The organism is Kitasatospora sp. Xyl93, from assembly GCF_055383135.1.
This window is the reverse complement of sequence record NZ_AP029185.1, coordinates 4,886,624-4,906,325: the sequence shown is the minus strand read 5'-3', so window position 1 is coordinate 4,906,325 and position 19,702 is coordinate 4,886,624. Positions and strand designations below refer to the sequence as shown.

The 19,702-nt window shown below is 73.2% G+C and carries 14 protein-coding genes; 6 read left to right on the top strand and 8 right to left on the bottom strand.

Annotated elements, in window-relative coordinates:
• Positions 1–212: 212 nt before the first annotated feature.
• Positions 213–1,952 carry an ATP-binding SpoIIE family protein phosphatase gene (locus ACZ5GH_RS21965; RefSeq protein ID WP_387750573.1) on the top strand — a complete coding sequence of 580 codons (1,740 nt, stop codon included), beginning with the start codon at positions 213–215 and terminating at the stop codon, positions 1,950–1,952.
• A gap of 51 nt (positions 1,953–2,003) precedes the next feature.
• Here ACZ5GH_RS21965 and ACZ5GH_RS21960 read toward each other — a convergent pair whose 3' ends face one another.
• The gene (locus tag ACZ5GH_RS21960; RefSeq protein WP_464335086.1) at positions 2,004–4,259 is read right to left on the bottom strand and encodes an MMPL family transporter; all 2,256 of its coding nucleotides are present in this window, start codon (positions 4,257–4,259) and stop codon (positions 2,004–2,006) included.
• A gap of 125 nt (positions 4,260–4,384) precedes the next feature.
• On the opposite strand from ACZ5GH_RS21960, the gene ACZ5GH_RS21955 reads away from it, so the two are divergent.
• Positions 4,385–5,017 carry a TetR/AcrR family transcriptional regulator gene (locus ACZ5GH_RS21955; RefSeq protein ID WP_464335085.1) on the top strand — a complete coding sequence of 211 codons (633 nt, stop codon included), beginning with the start codon at positions 4,385–4,387 and terminating at the stop codon, positions 5,015–5,017.
• On the opposite strand, the gene ACZ5GH_RS21950 is transcribed toward ACZ5GH_RS21955, so the two are convergent.
• The gene (locus ACZ5GH_RS21950; protein WP_464335084.1) at positions 5,014–5,964 is read right to left on the bottom strand and encodes a LysR substrate-binding domain-containing protein; all 951 of its coding nucleotides are present in this window, start codon (positions 5,962–5,964) and stop codon (positions 5,014–5,016) included. The two genes, ACZ5GH_RS21955 and ACZ5GH_RS21950, sit on opposite strands and share 4 nt — an antisense overlap.
• Positions 5,965–6,154: 190 nt before the next feature.
• Here ACZ5GH_RS21950 and ACZ5GH_RS21945 point away from each other — a divergent pair, with 190 nt between their 5' ends.
• Together ACZ5GH_RS21945 and ACZ5GH_RS21940 are read left to right on the top strand one after the other, a co-directional pair.
• A complete protein-coding gene (locus tag ACZ5GH_RS21945; protein ID WP_387749720.1) occupies positions 6,155–6,706 on the top strand; it encodes a peroxiredoxin in 552 nt (183 codons plus the stop codon).
• A gap of 3 nt (positions 6,707–6,709) precedes the next feature.
• Positions 6,710–7,252 carry an alkyl hydroperoxide reductase gene (locus ACZ5GH_RS21940; protein ID WP_387749717.1) on the top strand — a complete coding sequence of 181 codons (543 nt, stop codon included), beginning with the start codon at positions 6,710–6,712 and terminating at the stop codon, positions 7,250–7,252.
• Positions 7,253–7,409: 157 nt separating this feature from the next.
• Here the strand turns inward: ACZ5GH_RS21940 and ACZ5GH_RS21935 are convergent, their stop codons facing one another.
• The 4 genes from ACZ5GH_RS21935 to ACZ5GH_RS21920 all read right to left on the bottom strand — a co-directional run bounded on the left by ACZ5GH_RS21935 (position 7,410) and on the right by ACZ5GH_RS21920 (position 13,059).
• Complete coding sequence (locus tag ACZ5GH_RS21935; RefSeq protein WP_387749714.1) at positions 7,410–8,930, bottom strand: AI-2E family transporter; 1,521 nt, start codon at positions 8,928–8,930, stop codon at positions 7,410–7,412.
• A gap of 520 nt (positions 8,931–9,450) precedes the next feature.
• Positions 9,451–10,188, bottom strand: coding sequence for an aggregation-promoting factor C-terminal-like domain-containing protein (locus ACZ5GH_RS21930; protein ID WP_464335083.1), 738 nt, complete (start codon positions 10,186–10,188; stop codon positions 9,451–9,453).
• A 451-nt stretch (positions 10,189–10,639) separates the two neighbouring features.
• A complete protein-coding gene (locus tag ACZ5GH_RS21925; RefSeq protein ID WP_387749708.1) occupies positions 10,640–11,974 on the bottom strand; it encodes a PhoH family protein in 1,335 nt (444 codons plus the stop codon).
• A gap of 290 nt (positions 11,975–12,264) precedes the next feature.
• Positions 12,265–13,059, bottom strand: a complete 795-nt coding sequence (locus ACZ5GH_RS21920) for an isoprenyl transferase (protein ID WP_387749705.1) — start codon at positions 13,057–13,059, stop codon at positions 12,265–12,267.
• Positions 13,060–13,482: 423 nt separating this feature from the next.
• On the opposite strand from ACZ5GH_RS21920, the gene ACZ5GH_RS21915 reads away from it, so the two are divergent.
• Positions 13,483–15,087: a chitinase gene (locus ACZ5GH_RS21915; protein ID WP_464335082.1), complete on the top strand. Its 1,605-nt coding sequence runs from the start codon at positions 13,483–13,485 to the stop codon at positions 15,085–15,087.
• 275 nt (positions 15,088–15,362) lie between these two features.
• Here the strand turns inward: ACZ5GH_RS21915 and ACZ5GH_RS21910 are convergent, their stop codons facing one another.
• Positions 15,363–16,079 carry a prepilin peptidase gene (locus ACZ5GH_RS21910; RefSeq protein WP_387749700.1) on the bottom strand — a complete coding sequence of 239 codons (717 nt, stop codon included), beginning with the start codon at positions 16,077–16,079 and terminating at the stop codon, positions 15,363–15,365.
• A 249-nt stretch (positions 16,080–16,328) separates the two neighbouring features.
• Between ACZ5GH_RS21910 and ACZ5GH_RS21905 the strand changes: the two genes are divergently transcribed.
• On the top strand, positions 16,329–17,543 hold the full coding sequence (locus ACZ5GH_RS21905) for a pyridoxal phosphate-dependent aminotransferase (RefSeq protein ID WP_387749697.1): 1,215 nt from the start codon (positions 16,329–16,331) through the stop codon (positions 17,541–17,543).
• A 154-nt stretch (positions 17,544–17,697) separates the two neighbouring features.
• Here the strand turns inward: ACZ5GH_RS21905 and ACZ5GH_RS21900 are convergent, their stop codons facing one another.
• Entirely contained in the window at positions 17,698–19,527 is a 1,830-nt protein-coding gene (locus ACZ5GH_RS21900; protein ID WP_387749694.1) for a phosphoenolpyruvate carboxykinase (GTP), read from the bottom strand.
• Positions 19,528–19,702 lie beyond the last annotated feature (175 nt).

Sequence of the window (19,702 nt, the reverse complement as noted above, 5' to 3'; positions counted from 1 at the left end):
TGCGCGACCAGCTCAAGACCGAGGCGGAGCAGCCGCCCGCCGTCCCGGGCCAGCGCCGCCAGGTCCCGGCCGCGCCGCCGGCCCCGACCTCGGCCCCCACGGCGGCGGCCCCTGCTCCGATCCCGACGGCTCCGAACCCGACGACGGCCCAGGCGACGCCCCCGACGACGGCCCAGGCGCGACGGCCGGGCGCCCGGCCGGAGCGCGCCGAGATGGCGGACCGGCTGGCGTACCTCGACTCGGCGACCCGGCGGATCAACAGCGCCCTCGACCTCGCCGCGACGCTGCGCAACATCGGCCGGGTGCTGGTCCCGACGCTCGCCGACGCCGCCGTCGTCCACCTGCGCGACCCGCTGCCCAACGTGGAACGCGAACCCGGCTTCCCGGAGGAGCTGCGGATACACCACAGCACCGGCACCCGGATCGGCCGCCGCGGCCGCCCGAGCCTGGACGACCGGCGCCGCTCCCGCTACGGCGCCCGCTCCACCGCCGACGGCGGCCCGGCCACCCCGGTGACCCGCGGCGGAGCCCTCGCCCACGCCCTGCTGAGCCGCCGCCCCGCCGAGGCGGCCGTCCTCGGCACCCCCGCCGCCGAGCGCTCCGAGACGCTGCTGCGCGAGCTGTACGGCACCCGAGGGGTGGCCCGGCTGGCCGCCGGCACCTCCGTCCTCGCCCTGCCGCTGCGCGGCCGCAAGGCCGTGCTCGGGCTGCTGATACTGATCCGCCGCCCTCCCGAACGCAGCGGCCGCCCGGTCTTCGACGCCGCGGACACCGCGACCGCCGCGCACCTCGCCACCCAGGCCGGGCTGGCCGTGGACACCGCGCTGCGCTACGCCCGCGAGTGGGAGATCGCCAACGAGCTCCAGCGCAGCATGCTGCCGCTGCGCCTGCCGCAGTCGCACGGTGTCCGGATCGCCCAGCGCTACCTGCCCGGTGAGCGCGGCGCGCAGGTCGGCGGGGACTGGTACGACGCCGTCCCGCTGCCCGGCAACCGGGTCGCCCTGATCGTCGGCGACGTGATGGGCCACTCGCTCACCTCGGCCGCCATCATGGGCCAACTGCGCACCAGCGCCCAGACCCTGGCCGCCCTGGACCTGCCGCCGCACGAGGTGCTCTACCACCTGGACGAACAGGCCCAGCGGCTCGGCCGCGAACAGCACCTGGCCACCTGCGTCTACGCGGTGTACGACCCGATCGCCAACCGGGTGGTGATGGCCAACGCCGGGCACGTCCCGCCGGTGCTGGTCCGCCCGGACGGCACCGCCGAGCTGGTCGAGCTGGACTCCGGGGCGCCGATCGGCGTCGGCGGGGTGGACTTCAACTCCGTCGAGCTGCCCGCGCCGCCCGGCTCGGCCCTGCTGCTGTTCACCGACGGCCTGGTGGAGACCCGCACCCGCCCGATCAGCGACGGCCTGGAGGTGCTGCGCGCCCGGATCGCCGCCGCCCGCTGGCAGACCCCCGAGCAGCTGTGCCAGGAGTCGCTGCGGATCCTGCCGCCCGGCGACCGCGGCGACGACATCGCGCTGCTCGGCGCCTGCTTCGACGGCATCCCGGCCGGGGACGTCGCGCACTGGTACCTCCAGCCGCGCAACGAGACGCCGGGCCGGGCCCGCCGCCTGGCCGCGCACACGCTGCGCCGCTGGGGGCTGGACGAGCTCAGCGAGGCGACCGAGCTGATGGTCAGCGAGCTGGTCACCAACGCCGTCCAGCACGCGACCCGGCCGGTCACCCTGAGCCTGGTGCGCACCACCCGGCTGCGCTGCGAGGTCGGCGACGACAGCCCGCTGCTGCCGCGCCCGCGCCGCACCGGCCCGGAGGACGAACGCGGGCGCGGGCTGCAGATAGTGGCCAGGTGCGCGGACCGCTGGGGCGCGACCAGGCTGGGCACCGGCAAGGTGGTCTGGTTCGAGCAGCGGCTGCCCGCGCCCGTGCCCGTTCCCACCGGGGCCTGAACGCGGTCGCGCCCGGCGGGAACGGATCCCACCGGGCGCCCCTGTCGGCCGTCAGACCCGGGTCGGCCGCCTGTCCCGCCCCGCCGGCGGCTCCTGCGGCCGTACCCGCGGCGGCTCCTGCGCCGACTGCTCCGCCACGTCCGTCCCCGACCGCTCCGCCAGCCGGGCGATCAGCTGCTCGCCCTCCATGTCCACCCGCGGCACGACCTTCCCCAGCCGCTGGGGGAACCACCAGGCGGCCTCGCCGAACAGCGCCATCGCGGCCGGCACCAGCGCCATCCGCACCACGAAGGCGTCCACCAGCACGCCCACCGCGAGGGCGAAGCCGATCGGCTGGACGATCGGGTCGTGGCCGAAGACGAACGAGCCGAACACCGCCACCATGATCAGCGCGGCGGCGGTGACCACCCGGGCCCCGTTGCGCACGCCGGCCACCACGGCCTCGCGCGGCGCCGCGCCGTGGACGTGCTGCTCCTTCATCCCGGAGACCAGGAACAGCTCGTAGTCCATCGCCAGCCCGAACAGCACGCCGATCAGCAGGATCGGCACGAAGCTGACCACCGGCCCGACCTTGGGCACGTCGATCACCCCGTCCAGCCAGCCCCACTGGTAGACCGCGACCACCGCGCCGAGCGAGGCGGTGATGCTGAGCAGGAACCCGGCCACCGCCTTGAGCGGGACGAGCACCGAGCGGAACGCCAGCGCCAGCAGCACCACCGCGATCCCGACGATCACCGCGAGGAACGGCGGCAGCGCCTGGCCGAGCTTGGTGGAGACGTCGATGTTGGCGGCCGTGGTGCCGGTGACGGCGATGTCCGCGCCGGTCGCCGACTTCAGCTCCGCCTTCCGGTCGCGGATCCCGTCGACCAGCGCCTTGGTGTCCGCGTGGTCCGGGCCGGTCTTCGGGATGACGGTCACCAGCGCGGTGCCGCTCGCCTGGTCGACGGTCGGCGGCAGCAGCGCCCCGACCCCGTCGAGGGTCCGGAGCGTCGCGGCCACGCCCTGCACCGCCTGCTCGGGCCGCGGCGCGCCGTGGGCGTCCACCACGACCACCAGCGGCGCGTTGAAGCCCGGACCGAAGCTCTCGCCCACCAGGTCGTACGCCTTGCGCGCGTCCGTCCCGGTGGCCTGTGAACCGCCGCCCGGCAGGCCGAGGTCCAGGCTCGCGGCGGGCACCGCCAGGGCGCCCAGCCCGGCCAAGCCGACCAGGAGCACGGGCAGCGGGCGGCGGACCACGAAGCGGCCCCAGCGCTCGCCCAGGGTGGTGCGGCCTTCGGCGGCCAGGGCCCGCTTCCAGACCGGCAGCCGGTCGATGGCCCGGCCGGTGAAGCCCAGCACGGCGGGCAGCAGCGTGATCGCGACCAGGACGGCCACCACGACGGCCCCGGAGGCGGCCAGGCCCATCACGGTGAGGAACGGCACGCCCGCGACGGCGAGTCCGGCGAGCGCGACCACCACGGTCAGGCCGGCGAAGACGACGGCGCTGCCGGCGGTCGCGGTGGCCCGGGCGGCGGCCTCCTGCGGCTCCAGCCCCTCGGCCAGGTGCCGGCGGTACCGGAAGAGGATGAACAGCGCGTAGTCGATGCCGACCGCGAGGCCGACCATCAGCGCCAGCACCGGCGCGGTGGTGATGATCTCGAAGGAGCCGGTGAGCGCCAGCAGCCCGGCCATCGTCACGGCGACGCCGACCAGCGCGGTCAGCAGCGGCAGTCCGGCCGCGACCAGCGTGCCGAGGGTGACCACCAGCACCACCCCGGCCACCACCAGGCCGATCGCCTCGCTGCCGCCCTCGATCTGGGCCATCCGGTTGTACGCGTCGCCGCCGAAGGCCACGTCCAGCCCGGCCGCGCGGGCCGGCTCGGCGGCGGCCTTCACGGCGTCCCGCTGCTGGTCGGTGACGTCGGCGAGCTTGTGGTCGAAGGAGACCAGGGCGATCGCGACCTTCCCGTCCGGGGAGAGCGCGCCGGTGGCGTACGGGTCGGGCACCGCGGCCACGCCCGGCACCCGGGCGATCCGGTCGACGGCCTCGCCGACCGCCCGGCCCGCCTCGGGCGTGCCGATGCCGCCGGGCGCACCGGCGGCGAAGACGACCTGCGCGGAGCCGTGGCCCTGTGCCGGGAAGGTGTCCTTGATCCGGTCCAGGGTGGCCTGCGCCTCGGTGCCGGGGACCTTGAACTCGTCGGTGGTCTTGCCGGCGAAGGCCCCCGCGGCTCCGCCGACGGCGATGAGCAGGGCGATCCAGACGGCGACGACGGCCCGCCGTCGCCGGAAGCAGTAGTGGCCCAGTCGGTACAGGTACGTGGCCATCGGCGGTCCCTCGGGGTCGGTCAGAGCAGGTCGCGTCCCACCGTAGACCCAACTTTGTCATGTGACCAAGTTGGTCGAGAGAATCGTGCGACTCAGTTGACCGACCATGGCGCTACCCTGGCTGGATGGCCCACGTCCCCGCCTCCGAACGCCGACCGCAACTGGTCCAGGCCGCGATCGACCTGATGACCAGGGAGGGAATCGCCGCCGGCAGCACCCGCGCGATCGCGGCCGAGCTGGGCGTGGCGCAGGCCACGGTGCACTACACCTTCGGCACCAAGAAGGACCTCTACCGGGCGGTCGTCGAGCAGCTGAAGTCCGACTTCGTCGGCGAGGTGCGCGCCGCCTCCCCCGGCGACGGCACCTTCGGCGAGCAGGTCCGCACCCTGGCGCACGCGCTCTGGGACGCCGCCACCGGCGAGCACGGGCGCTGCGTGCTGCTGGGCGAGTTCGGGTCGCTGGCCATGCGCGACCCCGACCTGCGGGAGATCATGCTCGCGCTCCAGCGCGACATCGAGGCCACCGCCGCCGAGATGCTCGACGCCGTCGCGGCCGCCCACGGCCTGACCCTGGCGCTGCCCGCCCGCCGGATCGCCGTCCACTTCCTCGGCGGCTTCGACGGCCTGACGGCCCGCCACCTCACCCTGCACCGGGCCGGCGACCGGCCCGACCAGGACACCCTGGAGGCGCTGGAGCTGCTGGTCGCGACGACGGTCGGGCTCTGCCTGGGCGCCCCGGCGGTGGCCCGGCCGCTCTAGGAGACGATCCGGACCGGCAGTTCGACCAGCACCTCGCGCAGCGCGGCCGCGAAGCGCTCGTACTCGGCACTGCGGCCCGAGCCCGGCCGGACGGCCAGCCCGATCCGGCGGCCGGGTGCCGGGGCGGCGAAGCGGACGGCGGCCAGCCGGTCGGCACGGCCGGCCTCGACGTCCAGCGCGGTGGCGGGCAGCAGGGTCACCCCGAGGCCGCCGGCGACCAGCTGGACCAGGGTGGACAGGCCCGCCGCGCGGGTGGTCGAGCCCGCCGGGTCGGCGCCGACCTCGCGGCAGATGTCCAGCGCCTGGTCGCGCAGGCAGTGGCCCTCCTCCAGCAGCAGCACGTCCAGGTCGAGAAGCACGTCGCGCGGCACGTCGGCCCGGCCCGTGAGCGGGTGGCCGGGCGGGGTGAGCAGGACGAAGTCCTCGTCGAACAGCGGGATGTCCCTGGTCGGCGAGGCCCCGCCGGCCGGCAGCGCGAGCAGCAGGACGTCCAGCCGCCCGGCGGCCAGACCCTCCAGCAGCGAGGGGGTGCGCTCCTCGTGGACGTGCAGCTCCAGGTCCGGGAAGCGGTCGCGGACCAGCCGCAGCACGATGGGCAGCAGGTAGGGCGCGACGGTCGGGATGACGCCCAGGTGCAGCGGCCCGGTGAACGGGCGGCGGGCGGCCTCGACCTCCTCGGTGAGGGCCTGCAGCGAGGCGAGCACCCGGCGGGCGTGCTGGTGCACGCGCTCCCCCAGTGGGGTGACAATCACCTTGCGCGTCGTACGCTCGACCAGCTGCGCGCCCAGCGACTCCTCCAGCGCCGCGACCGCCCCTGACAGCGCGGGCTGACTGGTCCCGGTGGCGGCGGCGGCCTCCCGGAAGTGCCGGTGCTCGGCCACCGCGACGAAGGCCCGCAGCTGGGCGACGGTCGGGGTGCGGGGGCTGCGGACTGTGGCACTCGCCACAGTCGGGTCGGCCTTGCCGCCGCCGTTCCTGCGGGCACCCGGCCGCGACGTGGGGAATTCGGTACTGATAGCAATCTCCGATCAGACACATCCAGTGTAGCTATTTCCCTGATCAGTCCACGATGTGGAATGGTGACTGTTGTCCGGATTCCGGACAAAGCCCCCTCATCTCACTTCAGGAGAAGCGAACGTGCTCACGATCGGTGACAAGTTCCCCGAGTTCGACCTCAAGGCCTGTGTCGACCTGGACGCCGCGAACGCCTTCGCCGACATCAACCACAAGTCCTACGAGGGCAAGTGGAAGGTCGTCTTCTTCTGGCCGATGGACTTCACCTTCGTCTGCCCCACCGAGATCGCCGCGTTCGGCAAGCTGAACGACGAGTTCGCCGACCGCGACGCCCAGATCCTCGGCGTCTCCGGCGACTCCGAGTTCGTGCACCACGCCTGGCGCAAGGACCACAAGGACCTGCGCGACCTGCCCTTCCCGATGCTGGCCGACATCAAGCACGAGCTGATGCAGGCCTGTGGCGTCCAGAACGAGGACGGCACCGCCCAGCGCGCCGTCTTCATCGTCGACCCGAACAACGAGATCCAGTTCGTCATGGTCACCGCCGGCTCCGTCGGCCGTAACCCCAAGGAGGTCCTGCGGGTGCTGGACGCCCTGCAGACCGACGAGCTGTGCCCGTGCAACTGGTCCAAGGGCGAGGACACCCTCGACGCCCAGGCCCTGCTGGCGGGCTGACCCATGGCCCTCGACGACCTGAAGGCCGCCCTCCCGGACTACGCCAAGGACCTCAAGCTCAACCTGGGCTCTGTCATCGGCAACTCCGACCTCCCCGCCCAGCAGCTCTGGGGCACCGTGCTGTCCTGCGCGATGGCCACCCGCAGCCCCGGCCTGCTGCGTGAGCTGGAGCCCGAGGCCAAGGCCAACCTCTCCCCGGAGGCGTACACCGCCGCCAAGGGCGCGGCCGCGATCATGGGGATGAACAACGTCTACTACCGGACGCTGCACCTGCTCTCCGACAAGGAGTACAGCACGATGCGGGCCGGTCTGCGGATGAACATCATCGGCACCCCGGGCGTCGAGAAGGTCGACTTCGAGCTCTGGTGCTTCGCGGTCTCGGCCATCAACGGCTGTGGCCAGTGCCTCGACTCGCACGAGGCCGTCCTGCGCAAGGCCGGCGTCGAGCGCGAGGTCGTCCAGGCCTCGATGAAGATCGCCGCCGTCCTGCAGGCCGTGGCCGGCGTCCTCGACTCCGAGGCCGCCCTCGCCGCCGTCAACGCCTGACGCACCCGGCACCCCGACGGGCCCCTCCCGGACACCACGTCCGGGAGGGGCCCGTCGTCGTTCCTCGCCCCGTCGTCGTTCCTCGCCCCGTCGTCGCTCCCCCGCGTCGCCGGTCTCCCCGCCCGCCGGTCTCCGACGGGCGCCCCCGTACGGCGGGTCAGTCGGTGGCGGCTGCGGCCGGCGGGGCCGGACGGGTGGCCGCGGTGCGCCCGGCGGCCTCCTCCGCGGTGCGCTCGGCCGTCCGTTCGGCGGCCTCGCGGGCGGCTTCGAGCGCGGTGAAGACGGCCTGGCCGGCCTCGTTGCGGCGGCGCAGGTGGGTGACCACGGTGTTGGTGACGGCGATCAGCGGGACGGCGACCACCGCGCCGCCGATGCCGCCGATGATGCCGCCGGCCGCGACGCCGAGCACGACCCCGAGCGGGTGGACCCGGACGGCCCGGCCGAGGATCAGCGGCTGGAGGATGTGGCTCTCCACCTGCATCACCACCACCAGCACCACCAGCACCATCAGCGCCGTCCACGGCCCCTGGGTGACCAGCGCGATCAGCACCGCGACGGTGCCGGTGATCAACGCGCCGACCAGCGGGACGAAGGCGCCCAGGAAGATGATCACGGCCAGCGGCAGGGCCAGCGGCACGCCCAGCAGGTCGACGCCGATGCCGATGCAGAGCGCGTCGATGAAGGCCACGCAGACCGTTCCGCGCACGTAGGCGGTGAGCGTCGTCCAGGCCTTGGGGCCGGCCCCGGCCATCGCGAAGCGGGAGTGCCGCGGCAGGCCGCGCAGCGCCCAGTTCCAGATCCTCCCGCCGTCGTAGAGGAAGAAGAAGGTGGTGAAGAAGGTCATCAGCAGCGCGGTCAGCACCTCGACGGCGATCTGCGCACCGGTGATCGAGGCCGAGGTGAGCTGGTCGGTGTTGGTGCTGATGGCCTTGGTGATCTGGTTGGCGAAGTCGGTGATCTGCTGCTGGGTCAGGTGCAGCGGCCCGGTGACCAGCCAGTCCCGCAGCTGGTTGACGCCGGTCTTCACCTGGGTGGTGACGTCCGAGAGGTTGGTCGACACCTGCCAGACCACGAACCAGCCGACCAGCCCGATCCCGGCCAGACCGCTGAGGAACACCCCGCCCGCCGCGAGCGAGCGCGGCACCCCGCGCCGGCGCAGCCAGGAGACCGAGGGTTCCAGCAGCGCGGTGATCAGCAGTGAGGCCAGCACCGAGAAGGCGACCAGCCGCAGCATGTCGACCACGTAGAAGACGACGTAGAGCGCGGCGCCGAGCAGCAGCAGCCGCCAGGTCGACTCGGCGGCCACCCGCAGCCCCCACGGCACCGCCTCGGCGGGCGTGGCCGGACGGCCGGGGTGGTACTCCCGGCCGAGCCCGGCGTGCGCGGCCGGTGCGGGCGGGGCGGCCGGGGGCACTGCGGCGGACGGCGCGACCGCCGCGGCGGACGGGCCGGTCGGCGCCGGGGCCTGGGCCGGGGCCGGGTCCGTCCGCGGGACGGGGACCGGGCCGGGCGCCTCGGCGAGTGCCGGGACGTGCCCGTCGGCCAGTGCCGGGAGGGCCTGCTCGTGCGGGTCGGCCGCCATCGCGGCGCGCCGGCGCCGTTCGATCACGGCGGCCGCGCTGGCCACCACGGCCATGCCCTTGGCCACGGCCTTGAAGGCCTTTCCGCCCCGTGCCATCCTCGCTACCACCGCTCCCCTGCCGAACCCGCCGTGCCCGGCGGTACGCCGCGGGTCCCGCCGCGGCCGTCAGGGATGACGCTACCCCGGCGCGCGTGCGGCGAGTCCGGCCGCCGGTCCGTTCGACCCGTCACCCCCCATACCGACGATCCGGACAAAACGCCAGGTTCCATCTGGTTTCGGACGCGGTACGTGGGGGATGAGACGGGACGAGACCCCGGAGCCGAGCCGCCGAGGTCGCTCCACGGCCAACCGCCGGCGGACCGGCCGGTGCGGGAGGCAACCAGGACCCCTTCCCGCGCCCCGCGTCCGCAACCGGGACCGCACCGCCCGAGGGCGCACTGGTCAGCGCAACCCGGGCGGGGCGGTCCGCCTGCTGTCTCCGCGGCCGCCACCCTCCCGTCGGCCCGCCACCCGTTCGTCGGCCCGAGCCGGAGAACGCCACGGCCCCGGCCGCCCGTCCGAGGAGGACGGGCGGCCGGGGCCGTGGGGAACCGCGCCGCCGCGGCGGCGGCCGTTCCTAGTACCAGTTGTGGCTCTGCCAGAACGACCAGGCGCCGCAGGGGCTGCCGTAGCGGGAGTTCATGTAGCTGACGCCCCACTTGATCTGGGTGGCCGGGTTGGTGCGCCAGTCGGCACCGGCCGAGGCCATCTTGGTGCCGGGCAGCGCCTGGACCAGGCCGTAGGCACCGGAGCTCTTGTTGGTCGCGGTGTAGTCCCAGCCGCTCTCGCGCTTCACGATCTGGCTGAAGCACTGGAACTGCGTGTCGTTGCCGACGATCTGCCGGGCCAGCTCCTGGACCGAACCGGGGCTGACCGAGACGGCCGGCGCGTCCTCCACCGCGGTCATCGCCGAGCGGGCCTTGGAGCGGTTGGCGGCGGCCTCGTCGGCCTTGCGCTTGTCCTCCGCGGCCTTGGCGGCCTTGTCCGCGTCGGCCTTGGCCTGGGCATCGGCCTTCGCCTGGGCGTCCGCGGCGGCCTTCTGGCGCGCGGCCTCCTCGGCGGCCTTCTGCTCCGCGGCGGCCTTGGCGGCGGCGTCGGCGGAGGCCTGCTGGGCGGATGCCTGCTGGCCGATGTTGTCACTGATGGTCTGCGCCTGGGCGCCAGAGGGGACTTCGGCAAGCAGGGTCGCGCCGGCGACGTCGACCGTCTGCGTGGTCTTGCCCTCGCTGCCCGAGGCCATACCCACGACGGCACCGACAGCGGTGACGGCGGTGGCGGAGGCCACAGCGACTCCCCGGACCGAGATCCGAGTCACATGGTTTCCTTCCAGCATCGCCCACGCGTGACCGTACGGGCGCAACATGCCCCTTGGCACGGACCTCCGCACGGTGCTCTGGTCACGGGAGGTGCTGGCCCGGCGTCCGGCCGAGGTGAGGCGACCGGGCGTTGAAATCGGGCGGCGTACGGCTCAACGGTCTTCAATTGTGTGTCCACCGACCGGAGTTGGCGGACCTTCCGGGGCCTGACCCCCGGAGTGCGGGAGCCCTGCCGCGCCGTACGCGGGGCCTGACAGAACCCTCACCATGCCGCACCGGGCACTGTCGACGCAATTCCCGCTCGCGTGGCGCATGTCACATCCACCGTACGGCAGTTCCCCGGACGGAAAGCATTCCATGCGATGGGACGAGCGGAGCCCGCTCCCTCAGGAGCGGGCTCCGGAACACGAGTTGACCGTATTGTCCGACTATGCCCCCATCAGGGGCGGATCACGGGTGGATGTCCTCCAGCATCTCCGTGACCAGCGCCGCGATCGGCGAACGCTCCGAGCGGGTGAGCGTGATGTGGGCGAAGAGCGGATGGCCCTTCAGCTTCTCCACCACCGCCACCACGCCGTCGTAGCGGCCCACCCGGAGGTTGTCCCGCTGCGCCACGTCGTGGGTGAGCACCACCCGCGAGCCCTGGCCGATCCGGGACAGCACCGTCAGCAGGACGTTGCGCTCCAGCGACTGCGCCTCGTCCACGATCACGAAGGCGTCGTGCAGCGAGCGCCCCCGGATGTGGGTCAGCGGCAGCACCTCCAGCATCCCGCGGGAGATGACCTCCTCGATCACGTCCGGGGTGGTGACGGCGGAGAGGGTGTCGAAGACCGCCTGCGCCCAGGGGCCCATCTTCTCCGCCTCGGAGCCCGGCAGGTAGCCGAGTTCCTGGCCGCCGACCGCGTACAGCGGCCGGAAGACCATCACCTTGCGGTGCTGCCTCCGCTCCAGCACCGCCTCCAGCCCCGCGCACAGCGCCAGCGCCGACTTCCCGGTGCCGGCCCGCCCGCCCATCGACACGATCCCGATCTCCGGGTCGAGCAGCAGGTCCAGCGCCACCCGCTGCTCGGCGCTGCGCCCGCGCAGCCCGAACGCCTCGCGCTCGCCGCGCACCAGCCGCACCCGGCCGTCGCCGGTGACCCGGCCGAGCGCCCGGCCGCGCTCCGAGGTCAGCACCAGCCCGGTGTGGACGGGCAGTTCGGCGGCCCCGTCGACGTCCACCCCGGCGTCGTGGCCGACCGAGAACAGCGCGTCCACCTGGTCGGCCGGGACGTGCAGCTCGGACATGCCCGTCCAGCCGGAGGTGACCGCCAGTTCGGCCCGGTACTCCTCGGCGAGCAGGCCCACCGAGCTGGCCTTGATCCGCAGCGGCAGGTCCTTGGACACGACGGTGACGTCGTAGCCCTCGGCCTGGAGGTTGCGGGCGACCGCGAGGATCCGGGTGTCCGCCTCGCCGCCGCCGGCCCGGTAGCCGGCCGGCAGTATCGACACGTCGGAGTGGTTGAGCTCGACCCGGATGGTGCCGCCGAGTTCGCCGACCGGGATCGGCTCGTCGAGCCGGCCGTGGCGGATGCGGTAGTCGTCGAGCAGCCGCAGCGCCTGGCGGGCGAAGTAGCCCAGCTCCGGGTGGTGCCGCTTGGCCTCCAGCTCGGTGACGACCACCACCGGGAGGACGACCTCGTGCTCCTCGAAACGCGTCATGGCGAGCGGGTCCGCCAGGAGCACGCTGGTGTCGAGAACGTACGTGCGCCGGTCTGGTGTCCGGCGGCTCTTGGAACTGACCACTAGGCCTCCAGAGCGGATGACCCTGCGTCATCCGCGGCAAGCCGGCCCTCGCTGCCCCGGTGGCCTCGGGGCCGGACTGACTGGAGTATTCCCAGGCGAGGAACGGTGCATTCGCGCCCCCGGCGAACTGACGGATCATTGCCGGTGAACGTTTGGCCTCGCGCCGGCGCCGGGTAGGCCAGGCCTACGGCGGTCATTTCCTCCGGCGGCCGATGCCCGGGGCCGGCGCCCCGGGAGCGCGCCGGGACCAGCCGGGATAACGCCGGGACACCACGAGGACGACGCCGGGGCTACAGTCCCAGTCGCCGGTGGCGCTGTTCGTACGCGCGCAGCGCGCGCAGGAAGTCGACCTTGCGGAAGGCCGGCCAGTACGCCTCGCAGAAGTAGAACTCGCTGTGCGCGCTCTGCCAGAGCAGGAAGCCGGACAGCCGCTGCTCGCCCGAGGTGCGGATGATCAGGTCCGGGTCGGGCTGGTTGCGGGTGTAGAGGTGCTCGGCGATGTGCTCGACGGTCAGGATCTCGGCCAGTTCCTCGATCGAGGTGCCGCGTCCGGCCTGCTCCTGGAGCAGCGAGCGGACGGCGTCGGCGATCTCGTGCCGACCGCCGTACCCGACCGCGACGTTGACCGTGATGCCGTCGATGTCGGCGGTCTGGTCGGCGGCCCGCTTGAGCACGTCGGCGGTGTGCTGCGGCAGCAGGTCCAGCGCGCCGACCGGGTGGACCCGCCAGCGGCGGGCGGCGGCCAGGCCGGTGACGGCGTCCTCGATGATGCCGAGCAGCGGGACGAGCTCGTCGGCCGGGCGGTCCAGGTTGTCGGTGGAGAGCATCCAGAGGGTGACGACCTTGACGTGGGTCTCGTCGCACCAGCCGAGGAACTCGCTGATCTTGTCGGCGCCGCGCTGGTGGCCGTACGCGGTGGAGCCGCCGGCCGCCTTGGCCCAGCGGCGGTTGCCGTCCAGGATCACGCCGATGTGGCGCGGGGTGCTCGCGAGGTGGACCTCGACCCGTCGGCCGTAGAGCCCGTACATCCCGCCGAGCAGGGTGCGCAGCCCCGGCGTCCGTTCGGCGACATCGCGCAGACCCATGTTTCCCGGCCCCTCCGTGCTCGTTGCAACTGGTGCGTCTCCGCCCCCGGCGCAGCCTACTCCGGCGCGCAGGTGCTCGGTAAAGCCGCAGGTAGCGGTCTGGTCACGGTCCTGTACGAAGTCTGTCGCGACGGGCGTGTCGGAGGCTGTCGCGACGGGCGTGTCGGGGGCCGTCCGAGCGGACCGCGCGGCCGTTCCGGCGCTCCCGGGGCGGGGACACGGAACGGTCTCCGAATCCTTAACGGAACCGTAAGCCGTCCGTCCGGTGCTTGACGACCAGTAATGGTCTAGTCCAGCTTTTGATCCGGGACGGAACGATCCTCCTCCTCCGCCCCGCAGGCTCACTTCGGACCTCCCCTCCCCCACACGCGGCCGCCGCGCCCCCCACCGCGGCGGCCGCTCCTCCCCCAGGAGCGTCACCCCATGGCCCGTACGCTGAACCAGCCCTCGCACAAGCGCCGGCGCAGCCCCCTCCCGGCCGTCGCGGCCGGTGCCACCGCCCTCGCCCTGGCCGGCGGCGGCCTCGCCCTCTTCGCCGGCGGCGCCAGCGCGGCGGTCGGCAACCTGGTCTCCAACGGCGGCTTCGACGGCGGGCTCGGGGGCTGGTCCTGCACCGGCGCCGCGACCACGGTCTCCTCCCCGGTCCACTCGGGCACCGGCGCGCTCCAGGCCACGCCGGGCGCCGGCGACACCGCCGAGTGCACCCAGACCATCAGCGTGCTGCCCAACACGAGCTACACGCTGAGCGCGTGGGTCCAGGGTCCGTACGTCTACCTCGGTGCGCGCGGCACCGGCGGCACCGACCCGTCCGCCTGGTCGAACCAGAACAGCTGGAACCAGCTGTCCACCACCTTCACCACCGGGGCGAACGCCACCAGCGTCACCGTCTACCTGCACGGCTGGTACGGCCAGAGCGCCTACCTGGCCGACGACGTCGCGCTGATCGGACCGGGCGGCGGCGGCAACCCGTCGCCGACCGCGACCCCCACGCCCACGCCGACGGCCACCGCCTCCCCCACGGCCACCGCGACGCCCACCAGGACGGCGACCCCGACGCCCACCGCCACCCAGACCGCGACGGCGACCCCGACCCCCACCGCCACGCCGACCAGCACCACCCCGCCCACCGGGCTGCCCGCCCACCTGGTCACCGGCTACTGGCAGAACTTCGACAACAACTCGACCGTGCAGCGGCTGAGCGACGTCCAGAGCGCGTACCACATCATCGCGGTGTCCTTCGCCGACGCCGTGCCGACCCGGACCGGCGCGATCAGCTTCACCCTCGACCCCGGCCTGTCCAAGGCCCTCGGCGGCTACACCGACGCCCAGTTCCGCGCCGACGTCAAGGCCAAGCGGGCGGCCGGCAAGAAGGTCGTCCTCTCCATCGGCGGCCAGAACGGCGCGATCACCGTCGGGGACGCCACCGCCGGCGCCAACTTCGTCGACAGCGCCTACGCGATCATCAAGGACTACGGCTTCGACGGCATCGACGTCGACCTGGAGAACGGCGTCCAGGCCGGGCCGCTCGGCGACGCGCTGCACGCCCTGCAGGCCAAGGTCGGCCCCGGCTTCGTCCTGACCATGGCCCCGGAGACCATCGGGATGTACAACACCTCCGGCGCCTACTTCCAGCTGGCGCTGAAGACCAAGGACATCCTCACCGTCGTCAACACCCAGTTCTACAACTCGGGCGGCATGAACGGCTGCGACGGCAAGGTCTACACCCAGGGCACCATCGACTTCATCACCTCGCAGGTCTGCACCCAGATCCAGGGCGGCCTGCGGCCGGACCAGGTGGGCATCGGCGTCCCGGCCTCCACCAAGGCGGCCGGCGGCGGCTACGTCTCCCCGGCCGTGGTGAACAACGCGCTGGACTGCCTGGCCACCGGCGCCAACTGCGGCAGCTTCGTGCCGCCGGCCAAGTGGCCGACCATCCGCGGCGCGATGACCTGGTCGACCAACTGGGACGCCAACAACGGCAACGCGTTCTCCAACGCGGTCGGCCCGTTCGTCCACGGGATGCGGTGACCGCGGGCCGGCCGAGGCCGGAGCCGCCAGAAGCTCAACTCCCCCGGCGCGCCGCTCCTTGAGGGTGGGGCCCGCGCGCCGGCGGCGGGGCCCGTCGCACCGACCGGTGCGGCGGGCCCTTCCGCCGCCTTCTCCTCGGTCGCTCTCCCCTCTATATCAGCGCTGTCCCCTTTATCAGCGCCTCCCTCCATCAGCGCTGTCCCCTTTATTGGTGCTGTTCCTCAGTGCCGTTCTCGGTGCCGGCCCTCAGCAGGGGCGGAACCGCGCGGGCGCGCTCACCGCGCCAGGACCGCGATGAGCGCGCCGAGCAGCAGGAACGGGCCGACCGGGAGGTCGAGCCCGCGCACCGGGCGACGACGGGCCAGCGCGGCGGCGGCCCGCAGGGTGCCCCACAGCCCGGCGAGCACCATCGCCGCGAACAGCCCGCCGAGCGCCACCGACCAGCCGTACCAGCCGAGCAGCCCGCCCAGGGCGAGCCCGAGCGGGGAGTCCCCGGGGCCCAACGCGCCCAGCCAGACGGCGAGTTCGAGCAGGCCGCCGACCGTGAGCGCGACCAGCAGGCAGCGCAGCGGCACCCCGGGGCCGGCGGCCGGCGCCGCCGCCAGCAGCAGCGCGGCCACCCCGCCGAGCAGCGGCAGGGTCAGCCGGTACGGCAGCCGGCGCACCCGCGCGTCGACGAAGCCGAGCGCCACGCCGAGCGCCGCCGCCCAGCCCAGCGCCAGGGCCGCCGCCGCCGGCCGGTCCGCCGCGTACGCCACCGCGACGGCGACCGCCGCCGCGACCGCCTCCACCGACCAGGGGCCGGCGCCCAGCCGTTCCCGGCAGCCCGGGCAGCGCCCGGTCGGCGGCAGCAGGCGCACCCGGCGCCCGCAGGACGGGCAGCCGTCGCACCAGGGCTCGCCCTCCGGCACCGCGAACCGGGCGATCAGCCCGCGCAGCGGCGGAGCCGCCAGGAGACCGACCAGCACCGCCGCGACCACGACCGGGACCACCGGCGCACCCCCTCCTCGACCGACGCACCGGCCACATCCTCCCGCGCCGGACAGTGTGCCGTCCGTCTCCTTCCGCCCGGCGGCGCGGCGGCGCTCCTCGCATACAGGAGCATTCCGGACATCCGACCGCCGGTTCGGAAGGCGCCCCGCCAGCCCCGCCTGGCGATCCAAGGGGGTCGTTGGGGCCCTCCAAAGCGCCCCCGAGGAGACCCGCCGCACGCCCCCTCCGTACCCCTAAAGTAGGCGGACATGCAGGTCATCCAGTCCAGCAAGCTCGCCAATGTCTGCTACGACATCCGCGGCCCGGTGCTCGACGAGGCGATGCGGCTGGAGGAACAGGGCCATCGCATCCTCAAGCTCAACACCGGCAACCCGGCCACCTTCGGTTTCGAGGCGCCCCCGGAGATCCTCCAGGACATCCTGCGCAACCTCGCCACCGCGCACGGCTACGGCGACTCCAAGGGTCTGCTCTCCGCCCGCCGCGCGGTGGTCATGCACTACGAGGAGCGCGGGCTGCACGGCCTCTCCGTCGACGACGTCTTCCTCGGCAACGGGGTCTCCGAACTGATCCAGCTGGCGATGACCGCGCTGCTGGACGACGGCGACGAGGTGCTCGTCCCGGCCCCGGACTACCCGCTGTGGACCGCCTCGGTCTCGCTGTCCGGCGGCACCGCGGTGCACTACCGGTGCGACGAGCAGTCCGAGTGGTACCCGGACCTCGCCGACATCGAGGCCAAGGTCACCGACCGGACCAGGGCCATCGTGGTGATCAACCCGAACAACCCGACCGGCGCCGTCTACCCGCGCGAGGTGCTGGAGGGCATCGCGGAGATCGCCCGCCGGCACGGTCTGGTGGTCTACGCGGACGAGATCTACGACAAGATCCTCTACGACGACGTCGAGCACGTCCCGCTGGCCACCCTGGCCCCGGACCTCTTCTGCGTCACCTTCAACGGGCTGTCCAAGGCGTACCGGGTCGCGGGCTTCCGCTCCGGCTGGATGGTGCTGTCCGGCGACCGGACCCGGGCCCGCAGCTACATCGAGGGCCTGACCGTGCTCGCCTCGATGCGGCTGTGCGCCAACATGCCCGCGCAGCACGCGGTGGCCGCCGCGCTCGGCGGACGGCAGTCGATCCGCGACCTGGTCCTGCCCGGCGGCCGGCTGCACGCCTCGCGCGACGCCGCGCACGAGCTGCTGAACCGGATCCCGGGGGTCAGCTGCGTCAAGCCCAAGGGCGCGCTGTACGCCTTCCCCCGGCTGGACCCCAAGGTCCACAAGATCAAGGACGACGCCCGGATGGTGCTCGACCTGCTGCGCTCCCAGCGCATCCTGCTGGTCCAGGGCACCGGCTTCAACTGGCCCGAGCCGGACCACTTCCGGCTGGTCACGCTGCCCCGGGCGGAGGAGATCACCGACGCGGTGACCCGGATCGGCGACTTCCTGGACGGCTACGTCCAGCCGTAGCGGTCGGGCGGGAAAACACTACGGCCGGAGTTCCGGCCCGGGCGATCTCCTTGGTCGGGGGAAAATCGCCCGGCGGAACTCCGGCCGTCCTGCCGCTCGGCGGGGCGCGCGGTTCGTGCCGCGCGCCCGCCTCTGTCGCGGCTGAGGCTCAGGCTCAGCCGAGACGCGCGACGAGGTTCCGGTACTCGTCCCACAGCTCCTTCGGGGTGTGGTCGCCGAAGGTCTCCAGGTGGGCCGGCACGAGGGCGGCCTCCTGGCGCCAGATGTCGGCGTCCACGGTGAAGAGCAGGTCGAGGTCCTCCTTGGAGAGGTCCAGGCCGCCGAGGTCGAAGCCGTCGACGGTCGGCAGCACGCCGATCGGGGTCTCGACGCCCTCGCCGGTGCCCTCCAGGCGCTCGACGATCCACTTGAGCACGCGGCTGTTCTCGCCGTAGCCGGGCCAGACGAACTTGCCCTCGGCGTTCTTGCGGAACCAGTTGACGTAGTAGATCTTCGGCAGCTTGGCGGCGTCCGCCTGGGCGCCGACCTTCAGCCAGTGGGCGAAGTAGTCGCCCATGTTGTAGCCGCAGAACGGCAGCATCGCGAACGGGTCGCGGCGCAGCTCGCCGACGGTGCCCTCGGCGGCGGCGGTCTTCTCGGAGGCGATGTTGGCGCCCAGGAAGACGCCGTGCTGCCAGTCGAAGGACTCGGTGACCAGCGGGACCGCGGTGGCGCGGCGGCCGCCGAACAGGATCGCCGAGATCGGCACGCCCGCCTGGTCCTCCCACTCCGGGGCGATGGTCGGGCACTGCGCGGCCGGGACGGCGAAGCGGGCGTTCGGGTGGGCGGCCGGGGTGCCGGACTCGGGGGTCCAGTCGTTGCCGCGCCAGTCCGTCAGGTGCGCCGGGGGCTCCTCGGTGAGGCCCTCCCACCACACGTCGCCGTCGTCGGTGAGGGCGACGTTGGTGAAGACGGTGTTGCCCCAGAGGGTGTCGATGGCGTTGGCGTTGGTGTCCACGCCGGTGCCGGGGGCGACGCCGAAGAAGCCCGCCTCGGGGTTGATCGCGTAGAGGCGGCCGTCCTCCTTGTTGAACCGCATCCAGGCGATGTCGTCGCCGATCGTCTCGACCTTCCAGCCCGGGACCGTCGGCTGGAGCATGGCCAGGTTGGTCTTGCCGCAGGCCGAGGGGAAGGCGGCCGCGACGTACTTGGCCTCGCCGTTCGGCGGGGTGAGCTTCAGGATGAGCATGTGCTCGGCCAGCCAGCCCTCGTCGCGGGCCATGGTCGAGGCGATGCGCAGCGCGTAGCACTTCTTGCCGAGCAGGGCGTTGCCGCCGTAGCCCGAGCCGAAGGACCAGATCTCCTTGGTCTCCGGGAAGTGCGAGATGTACTTGGTGGTGTTGCACGGCCACGCCACGTCCGCCTGGCCCTCGGCGAGCGGGGCGCCGACGGTGTGCACGGCCTTGACGAAGTCGCCGTCCTCGCCGAGCTGGTCCAGCACGGCCTGGCCCATGCGGGTCATCACGCGCATGGAGACGGCGACGTAGGCGGAGTCGGTGATCTCGACGCCGTACGCGGCCAGCGGGGAGCCGACCGGGCCCATCGAGAAGGGCACGACGTACATCGTGCGGCCCTTCATCGCGCCGCGGAACAGGCCCTGCTCGCCCTGGAAGACCTCCCGCATCTCGGCGGGGGCCTTCCAGTTGTTGGTCGGTCCGGCGTCCTTCTCCTGCTCGGAGCAGATGTAGGTGCGGTCCTCCACGCGCGCCACGTCCGAGGGGTCCGAGGCGGCGTAGTAGGAGTTGGGGCGCTTCTCCTCGTTGAGCTTCTTGAAGGTGCCCTGCGCCACCAGCAGGTCCGCGAGGCGCTGGTACTCCTCGTCGGAACCGTCGCACCACTCGATGCGGTCCGGCTGGGTGAGCTCGGCGATCTCGCTCACCCAAGCGAGCAGCTGCTTGTGGCGGGTGGGCGCGGATGCGCTGAGAGCAGAGATCTCGTACGACACGATCGCTCCGTTTCACGCCATCTCGGCGAGGAGACGGCGTCGCGGGGGTCTGAGGGTGCTTGCAGCGTAGCTCCGGACTCAAGGCCGGAACGCGGCGAAGCGTCGAAATTGACGCATCTTTTACTACAGCAGGTATGGTTACCAGCCGGTAATACGCCGAGCACACTCGCGACGG

What these genes read in the sequence shown, in the direction of transcription:
- ACZ5GH_RS21965 (WP_387750573.1), top strand. Translation starts at nt 213, where the DNA reads ATGGCGGACCGGCTGGCGTACCTCGACTCGGCGACCCGGCGGATCAAC.
- ACZ5GH_RS21960 (WP_464335086.1), bottom strand. Translation starts at nt 4,259, where the DNA reads ATGGCCACGTACCTGTACCGACTGGGCCACTACTGCTTCCGGCGACGG.
- ACZ5GH_RS21955 (WP_464335085.1), top strand. Translation starts at nt 4,385, where the DNA reads ATGGCCCACGTCCCCGCCTCCGAACGCCGACCGCAACTGGTCCAGGCC.
- ACZ5GH_RS21940 (WP_387749717.1), top strand. Translation starts at nt 6,710, where the DNA reads ATGGCCCTCGACGACCTGAAGGCCGCCCTCCCGGACTACGCCAAGGAC.
- ACZ5GH_RS21935 (WP_387749714.1), bottom strand. Translation starts at nt 8,930, where the DNA reads ATGGCACGGGGCGGAAAGGCCTTCAAGGCCGTGGCCAAGGGCATGGCC.
- ACZ5GH_RS21920 (WP_387749705.1), bottom strand. Translation starts at nt 13,059, where the DNA reads ATGGGTCTGCGCGATGTCGCCGAACGGACGCCGGGGCTGCGCACCCTG.
- ACZ5GH_RS21915 (WP_464335082.1), top strand. Translation starts at nt 13,483, where the DNA reads ATGGCCCGTACGCTGAACCAGCCCTCGCACAAGCGCCGGCGCAGCCCC.
- ACZ5GH_RS21905 (WP_387749697.1), top strand. Translation starts at nt 16,329, where the DNA reads ATGCAGGTCATCCAGTCCAGCAAGCTCGCCAATGTCTGCTACGACATC.